A 15,729-nucleotide genomic window follows, 5' to 3' on the forward strand; every position below is an offset into this window, starting at 1 on the left:
TAATACTGAAATCTCAATCCCCCCTATCCTTTTCCCAAAATACTCCTACTAATTACCATTTTTTGTATTTCTGAGGTGCCTTCATAAATCTGAGTAATCTTAGCATCGCGCATCATTCGTTCTACATGGTATTCTTTTACGAAGCCATAGCCCCCATGTATTTGTACAGCTTCTACGGTAACATCCATTGCAACTTTACTCGCAAAGAGTTTCGCCATAGAGCCAGCTAAAGTATACGGTTCGCCCTGGTCTTTTAACCATGCCGCTTTATACACCAACATACGGGCTGCTTCAATTTGCGTTGCCATATCGGCTAATTTAAAAGCAATAGCTTGATGCTCTGCAATAGGCTTACCAAAAGATTTCCGTTGCTTGGCGTAGGCCAATGCTAATTCATAGGCTCCGGCAGCAATACCTAACGCCTGAGCTGCAATACCAATCCGGCCCCCTTCGAGGGTTTTCATAGCAAATTTAAACCCAAATCCATCATCTCCAATTCTATTCTCTTTAGGCACCTTAACATCATTAAACATTAGCGAATGGGTATCAGAACCACGAATACCTAACTTGTTCTCTTTCGGGCCGATGGTAAAACCTGGCATACCTTTTTCTACAATGAAGGCATTTATTCCTTTATGTCTTAATTCCTTATGAGTTTGCGCAATTACCAAATAGGTACTTGCGGTTCCTCCATTGGTAATCCAATTTTTGGTTCCGTTCAATAAATAGTAATCGCCTTTATCTTCTGCAGTAGTTTGTTGGGATGTAGCATCAGATCCTGCTTCGGGTTCAGATAGGCAAAAAGCCCCAATACTTTCACCACTAGCCAAAGGTTTTAAATATTTTTCTTTCTGAGCTTCGCTTCCATAAGCTTCTAAACCATAACAAACCAACGAATTGTTTACGGAAACCACCACCGAAGCAGATGCATCAACCTTCGAAAGTTCTTCCATTACTAAAACATACGATACTGCATCCAAACCGCTACCGTTATATTTTGGATCCACCATCATCCCCAAAAACCCAAGCTCACCAAGTTTTTTTACTTGATCGGTAGGAAATTTTTGATGCTCGTCTCTTTCAATTACGCCTGGTTTTAACTCTTGCTGTGCAAAATCTCGCGCAGCTTGCTGAATCATTACTTGTTCTTCACTTAACTCAAAAAACATAATTATAATTTATAAATGGTTAGATTTTCCAAATTTATGATTTTTGTTGGAAAATACTATGCGAACATAGTATTTTTTTACATGGTTACCTTCCTCGCAGGTTTTTAAACGGCACAGTGCTGAGCGAGGTCAATAAAAATTGGTTTTATTATTTCAGCAATTTGTTATTGTCGTCTGGGAAAACAAGAATGGGCTGATAGGCTTTGGCTTCTTCTAATGGTAAGGAGCCGTACGACATGATAATTAAAATATCACCAACTTGAACTTTCCTTGCAGTAGCGCCATTTAAGCAAACGGTACCCGTACCTCGTTCGCCTTTTATAGCATACGTTTCGAAACGTTCGCCATTGTTATTATTTACAATTTGAACCTTTTCGTTCGGAATAATATGTGCCGCATCCAATAGATCTTCATCGATGGTAATGCTGCCTACATAGTTTAATTCTGCCTGTGTTACCTTAACACGGTGTATTTTCGATTTTAGAATCTCGATAATCATGGCGCAAAGTTAGTAAAACTAGTTAGTATTTAGTACTTAGTACTTAGATAAGATGCCATAATATGATTTTGGGATTATAAGGAAAGAAAAAGTCTAAGAAACAGTTTCCCTATACGTCCAATATAAATACCATATACCAACCACTATATACTATAAAAGTAGGTTATCAATCAACCTTGTTTCGCCAACTTTTGCAGCAACTAACGCAACTGCGTGATTAGTTACTTTACCAATAATTGGCAATAATGTATCTTCATCAGCGATGGTAAAGTAATCGAGTTTTACGCCTTCAGTTTCATTAATCATAGTTTTAGCTATTAATAATAAACTGGCTAAATCCGTTTCGTTAATGTGGTCTTTAACGTAGGCAAGCGCCTTGCTTAACACTAAAGCATTTTTTCTGTCTCGTGGTGATAAATGAATATTTCTCGAACTCATGGCCAAACCGTCGTCCTCCCGGATAATTGGGCAAGAAATGATTTCGACCTCAAGATTAAAATAATTAACCATGTTTTTTATCATCAGCACTTGCTGAAAATCCTTTTGTCCAAAGAAGGCTATATCAGGTAGTACAGCATCAAAAAGCTTTTTCACAATTTGCGTTACACCTTGGTAATGTCCCACCCTAAATTCTCCTTCGAGCAAGAACTCTGCAGGGCCTAAATCAATGTGCCAATTTTCGGGCTCCGGAAAAGTTGGGTACATTTCTTTAACCGTGGGCATAAAAACGATGTTACATCCCGCATCTTTTAGCATTTTTATGTCATGCTCTAATGGGCGAGGGTATTTCTCCAAGTCTTTCGGATCGGTAAATTGGGTGGGGTTTACAAAAATACTACACACCACAATTTCTGCCTGTTGTTGAGCGATTTTAATTAAAGAAAGATGCCCTTTGTGCAATGCTCCCATGGTAGGCACAAGTGCAACTTTAGATTTTGCCTCTTTTAAAGGCGATAGCAGCGCTTTTAATGCGGATACGGTATGTACAATTTCCAAATTACCTACAAATTATAAAAGCACCAAAGTTGAACAATTATCTAAGACTTACAAAGCCTATTGCACAAGTTATTGATAATTATTAATATTATTCGTACCTTTGCACCTTGATAATCTTTAAATTAACATAATTTAATATATACTATGGAGATGGCAAAAACGAAGCTACTGATTGTTACACACGAGATGTCGCCTTTCCTCGAACTAACTAAAATTTCAGAAATTACCCGTCAATTACCCCAAGCAATGCAAGAAAAAGGATTTGAAATCCGCATCTTGATGCCAAGGTTTGGAAACATTAATGAGCGTAGAAACAGATTACATGAGGTAATTCGTTTGTCGGGAATGAACATTATAATCGACGATAACGATAATCCATTAATCATTAAAGTTGCTTCTATCCCATCGGCCCGCATGCAGGTTTATTTCTTAGATAACGAAGATTATTTTCAACGTAAATATGTCTTTAGAGATAAAGAGAATAAATTTTATACGGATAACGACGAGCGTACCATTTTCTTTTGCAAAGGTGCATTAGAAACGGTTAAAAAGTTGGGCTGGGCCCCTGATGTTGTACATTGTCATGGCTGGATGACTTCTTTGGTACCTGCCTATATTAAAACAACCTATAAAAACGACCCTACTTTTAAAAATGCAAAAGTGGTTTACTCTGTTTATGAGAACTGCTTTACCGAGAAATTAAATGCCGATTTACACAAAAAAGCAGTTATGCAAGGCATGACGGATGAAGACACTAAAGCATTCCTTAATGCCGACTGTAATAGCCTGCATATGGGGGCAATAACTCATTCTGATGCTGTTGTGATTGCCGATGAAAAGGTAGATAATGATGTGTTAAAATTTGTTAAAGATTCTAATAAGCCAACTTTAGCCTTTAATTTAACCGAAAATTACGAGAACTACTTCAATTTTTACGAAGAAATCTCTAATGAAGAATTGGTTTCAGTAGCTTAGAATACATAACACTATCACCCATATGAAATTTACAAAACTAGACTTATTAACCCTGTTGATAAGTCTTTTTCTTTTCGCTTCTTGCGAGAATACCTCTACCATAGGCCTAGAAATAGACCCAACTAGTAAAGTAGAAGGCGCTTTAGTGGATACACTCACGATTGCTTCACGAACCGAAATGGACGAAGTTATTGCCACAAATAACTTAACAAGACACCCCCTTGGCTATTTAAAAGACCCGATTTTCGGCACTAGTGAATCGAGTTTATCTTTCTCTATTGGCTTACCTAGTACCGCTTTCACTTTCGGCGCATTTAATTCATTAGACTCAGCAGTGTTAGTTCTAAACTATGCTGGGGAATTTTATGGAGACAGCACCTTAACTTATAGTTTTGATGTTCATCAACTTAATTCAAACATTACGTTAAACGAATCATTCCCCAGCAATAAGGAATATGGTGTCTATAACGAAGTGATAGGAAATAAAACAGGTCGATTATATCCAAATACCAAATTTAAAATTAATGATATTGTGGTTGGGGGTAAAGACACGCTTAGATCGGTTGTTCCTCAAATTAGGATAAAATTAGACCCGAACTTCGTAGTTCAAAATCTCATAAGTCTGACTGCCAACAATAATACGATAAAAAATGATTTTACACTTGCCAGTTTCATTAATGGATTGCGTGTTCAGGTAAACAAAACGTTATCTACGGGTAATGGAGGCATGGCCTTCTTCGATTTTGAAAATGCAGCTTCAAACTTATCTATTTACTATAAAAAGGATGCAGTAGGTGGTGGCGCAATTGATACTACATTGGTTACATTTCCAATTAGCAAGACAGCCAATAAAGTGGCATCGACCATTAAACACAATTATGTAGGAACGCCAATTGAAACACAATTAAATAATCCAAATCAGCAATATGCAGTGACCTATTTGCAACCTATGGTGGGTTTAAGAAATAAAATTTCGTTTCCTAGCTTAAGTAAATTTTCATCGAACATTGGAAAAATTGTAGTGAACAAAGCAGAATTGGTGATCGACTTAGCTTCGGGAACCGACACTCAACCTTTTGAAGCTGCGCCTAGACTCTCCCTTTACCGCTATGATATAGCCGAACAAAGAGGAAATTTACCAGATAACAGTCCAACTACCGATGTTAGAGGGTTTCAAGACCCTAGTATCTTTGGAGGATATTTTAATTCATTAACCAGACAATATGTTTTTGTAATTACGAGTTATATTCAAGACCTAATTAATAATAAAACTAAAGATTATGGAACATTTTTGGCTCCAACTCCCACTAATGAATTTCTAGTAACACCTTCTTTAACCAGTGCAGCACGTGCAGTTATTGGAGCAAATAAGAAAAATCCGGCTGCTGGCGAGAGTACAATGAAATTGAATATTTACTATACCAAAGTAAACTAAGGTATTAATTAATTATTTCTATTAAATCCCACCGATAATTGTTATTTTCGGGGGGATTTTTTTATTTAACTATGTGTGGAATTGTTGGCTATATTGGTTATCGCGAAGCGTGGCCAATTGTAATTAAAGGTTTAAAGAGATTAGAGTACAGGGGCTATGATAGTGCCGGCATAGCTTTAATTGATGATAATAACTTAAACATCTATAAAAAAGCGGGAAAGGTGCAGGAACTTGAACGCTTTACTGAAGGAAAAAAACTTTCGGGTACCGTTGGAATGGGCCATACGCGCTGGGCAACTCATGGTGCACCATCCGACAGAAATTCACATCCCCATACCTCAAATAATGGGCGATTATCGATTATACACAACGGAATTATTGAAAACTATGCTACTATAAAAGAAGAGCTTATCACTAGGGGGCATGTTTTTAACAGTGATACGGATACGGAAGTGCTTATACACCTCATCGAAGAGGTGTATAAAAATGATAATACCGATTTGTTAGAAGCTGTAAGGTTGGCTTTACACGAGGTTAATGGCGCCTATGCCATCGTAGTGATGGACCAAGATCATCCAGATCAATTAATTGCAGCCAGAAAAGGTAGCCCGATGGTAATTGGAGTAGGTAAAGGCGAATATTTTATTGCTTCAGATGCCACTCCTATCATTGAATATACCAAAAATGTTATTTACTTAAATGATAATGAAATTGCATTTTTAAGACGTGATGAATTAATAATTAAGCGTTTAGACAATGTTGTTCAAACACCTTACATTCAAGAGTTAGAACTTAAACTCGAAATGCTTGAAAAAAGTGGGTACGATCATTTCATGCTTAAAGAGATCTATGAGCAACCTCGCTCCATTAGAGACTGCATGAGAGGGCGCATCTATCCTTCAGAAGGCAAAGTACAGCTTGGAGGAATAAAAGAATTTGTAGATAAATTAAAGAACATTGACAGAATAATCATCGTGGCTTGCGGAACATCGTGGCATGCTGGTTTGGTTGGCGAATACCTAATAGAAGAATATGCACGTATCCCTGTAGAGGTTGAGTATGCATCAGAATTTAGATATAGAAATCCAATTATTACCGAAAAAGATGTTGTAATTGCCATTTCTCAATCTGGCGAAACTGCCGATACCATGGCTGCTATTGAAATGGCTAAAGAAAAAGGGGCAACAATTTTCGGCGTATGTAACGTAGTTGGCGCATCAATTCCACGCATTACCCACGCTGGTGTGTACACTCATGCGGGTCCAGAGATCGGTGTTGCATCTACCAAGGCTTTTACTGCTCAAGTAACAGTGCTTACGCTTATTGCCTTTTACCTAGCTCAACAGAAAGGAACAATTACAAACTCTAAGTTAGTCGAATTGCTTACCGAATTAGATTGTATTCCTGATAAGATACAAGTTGCACTCCAATCGAACAACGTTATTAAGGAAATTTCCGAAAAATTTAAAGACTCGAGAAATTGCTTATTTTTAGGGAGGGGAAGTGGTTTCCCGGTTGCGTTAGAGGGCGCACTTAAACTCAAAGAAATATCGTATATCCATGCAGAGGGTTATCCAGCAGCTGAGATGAAACATGGCCCTATTGCATTAATTGATGAGGAGATGCCTGTTGTTGTAATTGCCACTAAAAACTCATCTTACGAAAAAGTAATTAGTAATATTCAAGAAGTTAAAGCCCGAAAAGGTATTGTACTGGCTATAGTTACAGAAGGTGATGTAGAGGTTAGAAAGATGGCAGATTATTGCATCGAAATACCTGATGCTAGTGAAGCATTTTTACCCCTTTTAGCTACTATTCCCTTGCAACTGTTATCCTACCATATTGCCGTATTGAGGGGTTGTAATGTGGATCAACCTCGAAATTTAGCGAAATCAGTTACCGTAGAATAAAGTAAATTATTAACCATTAAGAAATTAAGAAAATTAAGTCTTACTAATCTTAACCACATAATGTTAAAAAATAAAACTCCGATTTTAAGTCGGAGTTTTTAGTTTAAAACGGAAAATCTCCCGTCTCGGCTACGGTATCCTTAACATCATCTTCAGCCTTAGGCAGTCCGCCATCGTGACCAGGTGTATTTTCGAAATCGCTTTTTCTACCTAACATGGTAAAGTTCTCGGCGACTACCTCTGTTACATATTTCTTTACCTTTTCTTTGTCTTCAAAAGAGCGTGTTCTTAATTTTCCTTCAATATAAACCAGTTTTCCTTTTTGAAGATATTTTGATGCTACTTCTGCCAAACCCCTCCATAGCACTATATTATGCCATTCGGTTTGTTCTACTCTTTTTCCATCTTTATTATACGTTTCTGAAGTTGCCAAGGGAAAACTTGCAACAGTTACCCCTCCTTCTAAATGTCGAACTTCTGGGTCTTTACCCAGGTGTCCCACCAAAATAACTTTGTTAATACCCGACATAAATATTTGATTAGTTTTATAAATACACTTCAATAAAATCGCCAATTACTTTTGGATGTGGTAATGACTTAAAATCTGCCAATAACACCGATTTAATTTCTGTATGTAGATTAAAGTTAATCATATAATTCTCTAAAACAAAAAAACGAACATATATAATTTGGTGGCTCAAAACATGTCTTTTTGAACTAATGGGCTGTACGATTACACTTTCTCCAAACCGTTCTTTTATCAAAAAGCTAAATTCAGAATCTTCTATATCGAGAGCGGAGGTGGTTTCTATCAACGGAAAATCATATAGTTGCTGCCAAATATCGCCAGGCTGACGCTGCTTCATCAAAATGGTATCTTCTTTGGCTATTACGAAATAGTTGAACCATCTTTCTCTTATTTTTCCCTTTTTTAATTTCACTGGTAAATTTTGTATTTGCTGGTGGGTAAAAGCAAAACATGAAATGGCCAGCGGGCAACGTTCGCAATTGGGCGATTTTGGTTTACATTGTAAGGCCCCAAATTCCATAATTGCCTGATTATACACCGAGGCCGTTTGCTGTAAGATAAGTTCCTGAGCTAATTTGATAAAGATTTTTTTTCCTGCAGTACTATTAATCGGTTCTTCTATGCCAAAATAACGTGCTAATACTCTAAAAACATTACCATCTAAAACGGCTTTATTTTCGTTGGTAGAAAAGGAAGAAATTGCCGCAGCTGTATAGTCGCCTACACCTTTTAATTTTATTAGTTCGTTGTATGATGTTGGGAATATGCCCTTGTGAGCAGACATTACCTCTTTTGCAGTAAAAAGCATATTTCTACCTCGTGAATAATACCCCAGTCCTTGCCAAAGTTTAAGCACCTGATCTTCACTAGCACTTGCAAAATCTTTAACTGTAGGGAAGTTTTCCAAAAAGCGGTAGAAATACGGCAGGCCTTGTTCTACACGTGTTTGCTGTAAGATGATTTCAGATAACCATATTATATAGGCATTTGTGGTATTGCGCCAAGGAAGCTCTCTCTTATTGATTAAATACCAATCAATAATTTTATTCTGGAAACTCATAGCTTCAAAAATACAATGTAATTATTTTAATTCGGGAGAAATATTTAAGATGATTGTAAATAAATCAACTTTTATTTTCCTATCTCATTAAAAAGCAATACTTTTGCAACCCCAAAACAGTTATAATATAACATACAATAATTTAATAAATAGAAAATATGACTAAGGCAGATATTATATCAGAAATATCAACAAAGACAGGAATTGAAAAGGTAGACGTACAAGAAACCGTTGAAGCATTTTTTAAGGTAATCAAAAACAGTATGATTGGTGGAGAAAACGTTTATGTAAGGGGTTTTGGTAGTTTCGTTGTTAAAAAGAGAGCACAAAAAACTGCTAGAAATATTTCTAAGAATACTGCAATCATTATTCCAGAGCATTTTGTTCCCAGCTTTAAGCCAGCAAAAGTATTTGTTGATAAAGTAAAGAACAACTCTAAAAAAACTAAAGCAGAGGCTTAATTTATCCAACCATGTTTAACACTATCCGTTCAAAACAAGTTATTATCATTGCTACAATGCTAGTAGTTGCTGGATTTTTGTTTACACGTGACGTTAAAGGCTTAGTAAAGCCAAAAGAAGATGCAAAACCAAAGGCAGGTGTTGAAGCTGCTTCAAGTACCGTTTCTTCGTTTACGATAGAAGATGCTTCAGCATCAGCAAAAGATTTAATAAGTGCAAATAGTGCAAAAGAAATTTCAGCATTAGAAAGTGCATATAAAAGTGCTTCTGGAAGCGACCAGCTTGTACAAGCTAAGCAATTGGCCCAAAAGTGGGATGATGTTGAACAAGCCGTACCAAGTGCAATGTATTTGGAGGTTGTGGCCAACAATGAACCCAGTTTAACGAACTGGTTGGAAGCTGGCACACGTTTTTTAAAGGGTTTTGATAACTCAATCGATAACGACGTGCGATCTGCGCTTTTACTAAAAGCAAATGCTTCTTTTACAAAAGCCATGGCTATAGACTCAACCAATACAGATGCTAAAACAGGCTTAGGTATTACCATTGTAAACGGAATGGGAGCTCCAATGGAGGGCATCATGATGTTACGTGAGGTTGTAGCGAAAGAACCAAAAAATTTAAAAGCGAACATGAATTTAGGAGTTTTTGCCATTAAATCTGGCCAATTTGATAAAGCTATTACTCGTTTTAATACGATTATTACTACAATCAAAGCAACCCCGGATGCCTACTTTTATTTGGCTACAGCTTATGAAAAATTGGGAAAAAATACAGAAGCTATTGACGCTTTTTTAATGAGCAAAAAACTAGCAGCTAACCCGAAGTTATCTGATTTTATAGATAAAAAGGTGGCTGAATTAAAAAATTAACAGAATTATTAAAAACATTTAAAACTTAAAAATTATGCCAAGCGGTAAAAAAAGAAAAAGACATAAAATGGCTACGCACAAACGTAAAAAACGTTTAAGAAAAAACAGACACAAGAAAAAATAGGTTTTCCTATCTTGTAAATGGCCAAAAATAAATGCTTGAACAATTATGCATTTATTTTTGGATTCCATGTTTTTTGGTCCATGTGTAAATAAGGTAGTATTACCTTAAAATCTGTAGCTTTTGGTAAAAGAATTAATAATCGATTCAACTCCTACGGGAGTATCCATAGCTTTAATTGAAGACAAGCAACTTGTAGAACTTCATAAAGAACACATTAGCAACAATTACGCCGTAGGCGACATTTATTTAGGCCGCATAAAGAAAATTATGCCTGGCTTAAATGCTGCGTTTGTTGATGTTGGTTATGAAAAAGATGCGTTTTTGCATTATTTTGACTTAGGTCCTCAAGTGCAATCTTTAATAAAGCTTACTAAAATTAAGCGCAACGGCACCGTAAATGGAACTTTATTAGACAATCTTAAACTAGAGGCTGACATCAACAAAGCGGGTAAAATTTCCGAAGTTGTTAGCAAGAATCTAATTCTACCTGTTCAAATTGCTAAAGAACCCATTTCTACTAAAGGCCCAAGGCTGAGTGCTGATCTTTCTATTGCGGGGAGATACATTGTTCTTGTGCCCTTTTCTAATGTAATCTCTATTTCGAAAAAGATTAAAAGTAATACCGAACGTAATCGTTTAAAAAAGATTATCGAAAGTATTAAACCTAAAAATTTCGGAGTAATTATTAGAACAGTATCAGAAGGGAAAGGTGTTGCCGAGTTGCAAAAAGACTTATTAGATTCTGTTTCAAAATGGGAAAGTTTTATGAAAAAACTTCCTGACACAGAGCCTTCTAAAAGAGTTTGGGGAGAAATGGATCGTACATCAACCCTAATTAGAGATATTTTAAGCACTGATTTTACTAATGTATATGTTAGTGACCCAGGGCTTTTCGAAGACATTCGTTCTTACGTTCATGAAATTTCTCCTGAGATGGAGAAAATTGTAAAGCAGTATAAGCACAAAGACCCGATATTTGAGCACTTCGGTGTTGAAAAGCAAATTAAAAATGCTTTTGGAAAAACGGTTAATCTTCCCGGCGGAGCATATTTGGTAGTTGAACATACCGAAGCCTTACACGTTATCGATGTAAATAGTGGAAATAGAACCGCTAGCAAAGAAAACCAGGAAGAAAATGCACTTCAGGTGAATAAAGAAGCAGCTAAAGAAATTGCTCGTCAATTAAGGCTGAGAGATATGGGCGGTATTGTAGTCATCGATTTTATCGATATGCACAAGCCTGCCAATCGTAAAATGCTGTTCGATTATTTACGAGAATTAATGCTCCTCGACCGAGCAAAACATACTATTTTACCTCCAAGTAAATTCGGATTGGTGCAAATTACTCGTCAAAGAGTACGTCCAGAAATGAATATCGTTACGGTCGAGAAATGTCCAACTTGCGATGGTACTGGAGAAATTAAAGCCAGTATCGTATTAATGGATGATATTGAAAGTAATCTTACCTACATTTTAAGAGAGCAGAACGAAAAAAACATTACACTTGCTGTACACCCTTATATTGAAGCGTTTATCAAAAAAGGATTGGTTTCACTACAATGGAAATGGTTCTTTAAATTTGGTCAACGAATAAAAGTTAAATCAATAGCAGCCTATAATTTAACTGAATTCCATTTTTTTTCGGCAAAAGACGAAGAGATTAAACTTTAAGAGTAGAAAGTAAGAAAGCTTAAGGCCTGAATTCAATGTGATTTCAGGCTTTTTAATGTTCAAAACTTCGTGAGACTTTCATCTAAATTAGGATTAAATTTGCTTTAAGCGGGGAGATTTTATTGTCATCGGATGACAATAAGAGGTAAAAAAATGAAAATTGATGGCTAAAACAAAATCAGCATATTTCTGTCAGAGTTGTGGATATGAGTCTGCAAAATGGCTGGGCAAATGCCCGTCATGTAATCAATGGAATACTTTTGTAGAAGAGGTTATTGATAAAGGTGTGTCCAATATCCCTACATGGAAATCGAATAATGGCAGCCAAAGATTAAATAAACCAAGCAAAGTTGAAGAGATTAAAACAGCTACTGATGAAAGAAGCGCCACAGGTGATGCAGAATTAGACAGAGTGTTAGGAGGCGGCTTGGTTGCTGGGTCTGTAATTTTAATTGGGGGAGAGCCTGGTATTGGCAAATCAACCTTAATGTTACAACTTGCCCTAAATGTTCCAGGGCGAAAAATTCTATACGTTTCTGGAGAGGAAAGTGAACAGCAAATTAAAATGCGTGCCGAACGGATTACCGCTAACCCTAAAGCCGAGTGCTATATTTTAACTGAAACCTCAACCCAAAACATATTTAAGCAAATCGAGCAACTCGAACCCGAAATCGTAATTGTCGACTCCATCCAAACGCTACATTCCGCACATATCGACTCTACACCTGGAAGTGTTTCGCAAGTAAGAGAATGTACTGCCGAATTATTACGATTCGCCAAAGAAACCGCTACCCCAGTATTCTTAATTGGGCACATCACCAAAGACGGCACAATTGCTGGTCCGAAGATTTTAGAACATATGGTCGACACGGTTTTGCAATTTGAAGGAGATCGGCATCACGTTTATAGAATCCTAAGGTCAATTAAAAATCGCTTTGGCGCTGCAGCAGAATTGGGAATTTATGCTATGCAAAGCAACGGTCTAAGAGAAGTTTCTAACCCTTCCGAAATCTTACTTTCGCAACGCGATGAGGAATTAAGCGGAATTGCCATCTCTGCTACATTAGAGGGAGCCAGACCGATGCTTATCGAAACGCAAGCTTTGGTTAGCGTTGCTGCATATGGAACGCCTCAGCGCTCTGCAACAGGCTTCGACACCAAGCGTATGAACATGTTGTTAGCTGTGCTCGAAAAACGATGTGGGTTTAGACTAAGTGCCAAGGATGTTTTCTTAAATATAGCAGGCGGCATTAAAGTAGAAGACCCAGCAATCGACTTGGCAATTATGGCCGCAATTATTTCATCGCACGAAGATATTTTCATTTCTTCTAAAATTTGTTTTGCAGCAGAAGTGGGCCTATCTGGCGAAATTAGAGCTGTAAATCGGATTGAACAGCGCATTTCTGAAGCGGAGAAATTAGGATTTGAGCAAATATTTATTTCAAATTATAACCTTAAAGGATTGGTAATAGATAAATTCAAGATAAAAATTATCACTGTAAGCAAAATTGAAGAGGTTTTTTCATTGCTTTTTGGTTAATTATTTTAGTTCCCTATTTAAATGATGAGGAATAGAGAATTTTCTTTCTCAAAATAAGATTTTTTCCACCCTGTTTTCCCCAAATAATTTTTGCTGTTTTTTAAGGATCGTTATCACATGCAAACTAACTTGCTGATTTTAAATTAAATAACAATCCCAATTGATCACTAGCACATTTGGTTTCTTATTTGTAATTCGTTTTATGCATGGCTGTCAACTAGCCAAAGCGTTAAATGAATAGGGATGATTAGCCCCATTATCGGATGGTAGTGGGGTTTTTTAAAAGATTTTAATATTTTTGTACCGAATAAGAATAATACTATTTACAATTTAAATAATTATACCATGAACAAAATTATGTTAAGCATTGCTTTTTGTTTAATTACTGTATTTGCATATGCACAAGATGCTACCTCATTTGAGGGTAAATCGTTTGGTGAAGGTGTTACCAAAGGTAATGTGATTACCACTGCAGAAATTAATAATAAGCTTGGCGACAAAACAAAAGCTGATATGAAAGTTACGGGCACAGTAACCTTAGTTTGTCAGAAAAAAGGATGTTTTATGAATTTAGCCATGCCAAATGGAGAAACCATGTTCGTAAACTTTAAAGATTATGCTTTCTTTATGCCAAAAGACATTGCTGGCAAAAAAGTAGTAATTGATGGTTTTGCAGAAAGAAAAGAAACATCCGTAGAAGACTTAAAGCATTTTGCAGAAGACGCAAAAAAATCTGCTGATGAAATTGCTAAAATTACAAAACCTAAAAAAGAAATTGTGTTTGAAGCAAAAGGAGTTGTAGTTTTGAATTAATTAAAGAGGTTCTCCTTTTTAATATTGATTGATTAAACCCTGCTCTCTCCGGAGTAGGGTTTTTTTGTGCTTTTTGTAACACTAAAGATCATTTTTAATCTATACGTATAATTTTATATATTTAAAATAAATAAACCTTAAAACATGATCATTGTAGCTCTAATAGCAATTGCCGTATTATTATTCGGCATTGGAATCTATAACTCTTTAATTAGCAAGAAAAATCAAGTTACAAATGCATTCTCCGCTATTGATGTAATGCTAAAAAAACGCTTCGACCTACTTCCAAATTTAGTAGAAACCGTTAAACAATATATGCAATATGAGGGCGATACCTTAACAAAAATCACAGAATTAAGAGGTAAAGCATTAGCTTCAGATGCAACTGAAGGAGATAAACTGGCATTGGACTCTCAAATCGGCACTGCCGTAAAAGGCTTAATGGTAAGCGTCGAGAATTATCCTGACTTAAAGGCCAACCAGAACTTCTTAAATCTTCAAAGTACATGGACCGAAAGTGAAGAGCAAATTGCTGCAGCCAGAAGAAATTACAACTCCACAGTTACCACCTACAATAATGCGGTGATGATGTTTCCTGGAAATATGTTTGCTGGTATGTTAGGCTATCAAACTATGCCATTATTAGAAACTGCTGCGGCAGAACGCGAAAATGTTAGCGCAAAAGAGCTCTTCAATAATTAATGGAACAAAGTTTCAACCTTAGTCCGGCAATAGAAAATGTTATCGCTGAATTAGAAATCCAACGAAAAAAAATTGCTTCTACGCAAATTAAGGGTTGGGGATTCGTTATTCTGGGGGTGAGTTGTTTTGCGATTGGGTGTATTTTAAGTGCGGGCATCGCTGCTATTATTGGCTTTGCTATTGCAATTCCAGGCGCCATCTTATTGTATCGCATAAGCGATGATATTAAAAATTATAAGTATCGATTTAAAAGAGAGGTGGTAGGTGCAGCACTAAAAGATATTGATAAAAGTTTAACGTTTGAGCCTGAAAATGGAATTTCAGAATCAGAATTTATTAACGCACAACTCTTTACCACATCACCCGATCGTTACCATACAGAAGATCTAATTTCTGGGAAAGACGAGAAAACCAGCTTTTGTTTTGCAGAGGTACATGCAGAATATAAAACGGAAACGCAAACCAAGAATGGGCGCCAAGTGCATTGGCATGACATTTTAAAAGGAATTATTTTTATAGCAGATTTCAACAAACATTTTAACGGAACTACCGTGGTTCGTCCTAAAGATTTTGGGTCGTCCATTGGTGCTTGGTTCTCCAAAAATGTTTATTCATTTGGCGATAAAGATGTTGTGCAACTAGAAAACGATTATTTCAACAAAAATTTTGTTACCCAAAGCACTGACCAAGTAGAAGCACGATATATTTTAACTCCAGCAATGATGGAGAAAATTAGTGAGCTTAACGATCGATCTGCTTACTGTGTATCGCTATCCTTTATTAGCTCGTCAGTTTATATCGCATTTCCCTTAGACAACAACTATTTTGAGCCTCCCGTATTTAAAACTTTACTAAAACCAGATTTATTAAATGAAGACATGTATATTCTTAGCTTCATGTTTGGCATTGTAAAAGAACTTGATTTGAATACAAGGATTTGGACGAAACAGTAATTTGTAACTTTGTCAATCTT

The 15,729-nt window shown here is 36.4% G+C and carries 15 protein-coding genes; 10 read left to right on the forward strand and 5 right to left on the reverse strand.

What is annotated here, in order from left to right; translation table 11 throughout:
* Positions 1-23: 23 nt before the first annotated feature.
* The 3 genes from WG904_RS04315 to panC form a co-directional block, all read right to left on the reverse strand.
* Positions 24-1,169: an acyl-CoA dehydrogenase gene (locus WG904_RS04315; RefSeq protein ID WP_339578058.1), complete on the reverse strand. Its 1,146-nt coding sequence runs from the start codon at positions 1,167-1,169 to the stop codon at positions 24-26.
* A gap of 148 nt (positions 1,170-1,317) precedes the next feature.
* The gene (gene panD, locus WG904_RS04320) at positions 1,318-1,668 is read right to left on the reverse strand and encodes an aspartate 1-decarboxylase (RefSeq protein WP_339578059.1); all 351 of its coding nucleotides are present in this window, start codon (positions 1,666-1,668) and stop codon (positions 1,318-1,320) included.
* Positions 1,669-1,818: 150 nt separating this feature from the next.
* Entirely contained in the window at positions 1,819-2,664 is an 846-nt protein-coding gene (panC, locus tag WG904_RS04325; RefSeq protein WP_339578060.1) for a pantoate--beta-alanine ligase, read from the reverse strand.
* A gap of 150 nt (positions 2,665-2,814) precedes the next feature.
* Here panC and WG904_RS04330 point away from each other — a divergent pair, with 150 nt between their 5' ends.
* The 3 genes from WG904_RS04330 (at position 2,815) to glmS (ending at position 6,984) form a co-directional block, all read left to right on the forward strand.
* Positions 2,815-3,639: a glycogen/starch synthase gene (locus WG904_RS04330; protein WP_339578061.1), complete on the forward strand. Its 825-nt coding sequence runs from the start codon at positions 2,815-2,817 to the stop codon at positions 3,637-3,639.
* Positions 3,640-3,661: 22 nt separating this feature from the next.
* A complete protein-coding gene (locus WG904_RS04335; RefSeq protein WP_339578062.1) occupies positions 3,662-5,074 on the forward strand; it encodes a DUF4270 family protein in 1,413 nt (470 codons plus the stop codon).
* A 71-nt stretch (positions 5,075-5,145) separates the two neighbouring features.
* The gene (gene glmS, locus WG904_RS04340; RefSeq protein ID WP_339578063.1) at positions 5,146-6,984 is read left to right on the forward strand and encodes a glutamine--fructose-6-phosphate transaminase (isomerizing); all 1,839 of its coding nucleotides are present in this window, start codon (positions 5,146-5,148) and stop codon (positions 6,982-6,984) included.
* A gap of 103 nt (positions 6,985-7,087) precedes the next feature.
* Here glmS and WG904_RS04345 read toward each other — a convergent pair whose 3' ends face one another.
* Both WG904_RS04345 and mutY read right to left on the reverse strand, forming a co-directional pair.
* Positions 7,088-7,513 (reverse strand): single-stranded DNA-binding protein, encoded by a 426-nt coding sequence (locus WG904_RS04345; RefSeq protein ID WP_339578064.1) that lies wholly within the window; start codon positions 7,511-7,513, stop codon positions 7,088-7,090.
* Between the two features lie 16 nt (positions 7,514-7,529).
* Positions 7,530-8,573, reverse strand: coding sequence for an A/G-specific adenine glycosylase (gene mutY / locus WG904_RS04350; protein WP_339578065.1), 1,044 nt, complete (start codon positions 8,571-8,573; stop codon positions 7,530-7,532).
* Positions 8,574-8,731: 158 nt separating this feature from the next.
* Here mutY and WG904_RS04355 point away from each other — a divergent pair, with 158 nt between their 5' ends.
* The 7 genes from WG904_RS04355 to WG904_RS04385 all read left to right on the forward strand — a co-directional run bounded on the left by WG904_RS04355 (position 8,732) and on the right by WG904_RS04385 (position 15,709).
* Positions 8,732-9,034, forward strand: a complete 303-nt coding sequence (locus tag WG904_RS04355; protein WP_090995082.1) for an HU family DNA-binding protein — start codon at positions 8,732-8,734, stop codon at positions 9,032-9,034.
* An 11-nt stretch (positions 9,035-9,045) separates the two neighbouring features.
* Positions 9,046-9,906, forward strand: a complete 861-nt coding sequence (locus WG904_RS04360; protein ID WP_339578066.1) for a tetratricopeptide repeat protein — start codon at positions 9,046-9,048, stop codon at positions 9,904-9,906.
* Positions 9,907-10,150: 244 nt separating this feature from the next.
* Positions 10,151-11,701, forward strand: coding sequence for an Rne/Rng family ribonuclease (locus WG904_RS04365; RefSeq protein ID WP_339578067.1), 1,551 nt, complete (start codon positions 10,151-10,153; stop codon positions 11,699-11,701).
* Between the two features lie 163 nt (positions 11,702-11,864).
* Positions 11,865-13,241: a DNA repair protein RadA gene (gene radA / locus WG904_RS04370; RefSeq protein WP_339578068.1), complete on the forward strand. Its 1,377-nt coding sequence runs from the start codon at positions 11,865-11,867 to the stop codon at positions 13,239-13,241.
* Between the two features lie 345 nt (positions 13,242-13,586).
* Positions 13,587-14,054 carry a DUF4920 domain-containing protein gene (locus tag WG904_RS04375; protein ID WP_339578069.1) on the forward strand — a complete coding sequence of 156 codons (468 nt, stop codon included), beginning with the start codon at positions 13,587-13,589 and terminating at the stop codon, positions 14,052-14,054.
* Positions 14,055-14,198: 144 nt separating this feature from the next.
* Positions 14,199-14,756, forward strand: coding sequence for a LemA family protein (locus tag WG904_RS04380; RefSeq protein ID WP_339578070.1), 558 nt, complete (start codon positions 14,199-14,201; stop codon positions 14,754-14,756).
* On the forward strand, positions 14,756-15,709 hold the full coding sequence (locus WG904_RS04385) for a DUF3137 domain-containing protein (RefSeq protein ID WP_339578071.1): 954 nt from the start codon (positions 14,756-14,758) through the stop codon (positions 15,707-15,709). Before WG904_RS04380 ends, WG904_RS04385 begins: the two co-directional genes overlap by 1 nt.
* The last annotated feature ends 20 nt before the right edge of the window (positions 15,710-15,729 follow it).

Source organism: Pedobacter anseongensis (genome assembly GCF_037482965.1).
GTDB classification, from domain to species: Bacteria; Bacteroidota; Bacteroidia; order Sphingobacteriales; family Sphingobacteriaceae; genus Pedobacter; species Pedobacter anseongensis.

What these genes read in the sequence shown, in the direction of transcription:
- WG904_RS04375 (WP_339578069.1), top strand. Translation starts at nt 13,587, where the DNA reads ATGAACAAAATTATGTTAAGCATTGCTTTTTGTTTAATTACTGTATTT.
- WG904_RS04385 (WP_339578071.1), top strand. Translation starts at nt 14,756, where the DNA reads ATGGAACAAAGTTTCAACCTTAGTCCGGCAATAGAAAATGTTATCGCT.
- WG904_RS04335 (WP_339578062.1), top strand. Translation starts at nt 3,662, where the DNA reads ATGAAATTTACAAAACTAGACTTATTAACCCTGTTGATAAGTCTTTTT.
- WG904_RS04360 (WP_339578066.1), top strand. Translation starts at nt 9,046, where the DNA reads ATGTTTAACACTATCCGTTCAAAACAAGTTATTATCATTGCTACAATG.
- radA (WP_339578068.1), top strand. Translation starts at nt 11,865, where the DNA reads ATGGCTAAAACAAAATCAGCATATTTCTGTCAGAGTTGTGGATATGAG.
- WG904_RS04315 (WP_339578058.1), bottom strand. Translation starts at nt 1,169, where the DNA reads ATGTTTTTTGAGTTAAGTGAAGAACAAGTAATGATTCAGCAAGCTGCG.
- WG904_RS04355 (WP_090995082.1), top strand. Translation starts at nt 8,732, where the DNA reads ATGACTAAGGCAGATATTATATCAGAAATATCAACAAAGACAGGAATT.
- panD (WP_339578059.1), bottom strand. Translation starts at nt 1,668, where the DNA reads ATGATTATCGAGATTCTAAAATCGAAAATACACCGTGTTAAGGTAACA.
- WG904_RS04345 (WP_339578064.1), bottom strand. Translation starts at nt 7,513, where the DNA reads ATGTCGGGTATTAACAAAGTTATTTTGGTGGGACACCTGGGTAAAGAC.
- WG904_RS04380 (WP_339578070.1), top strand. Translation starts at nt 14,199, where the DNA reads ATGATCATTGTAGCTCTAATAGCAATTGCCGTATTATTATTCGGCATT.
- WG904_RS04330 (WP_339578061.1), top strand. Translation starts at nt 2,815, where the DNA reads ATGGCAAAAACGAAGCTACTGATTGTTACACACGAGATGTCGCCTTTC.
- mutY (WP_339578065.1), bottom strand. Translation starts at nt 8,573, where the DNA reads ATGAGTTTCCAGAATAAAATTATTGATTGGTATTTAATCAATAAGAGA.
- glmS (WP_339578063.1), top strand. Translation starts at nt 5,146, where the DNA reads ATGTGTGGAATTGTTGGCTATATTGGTTATCGCGAAGCGTGGCCAATT.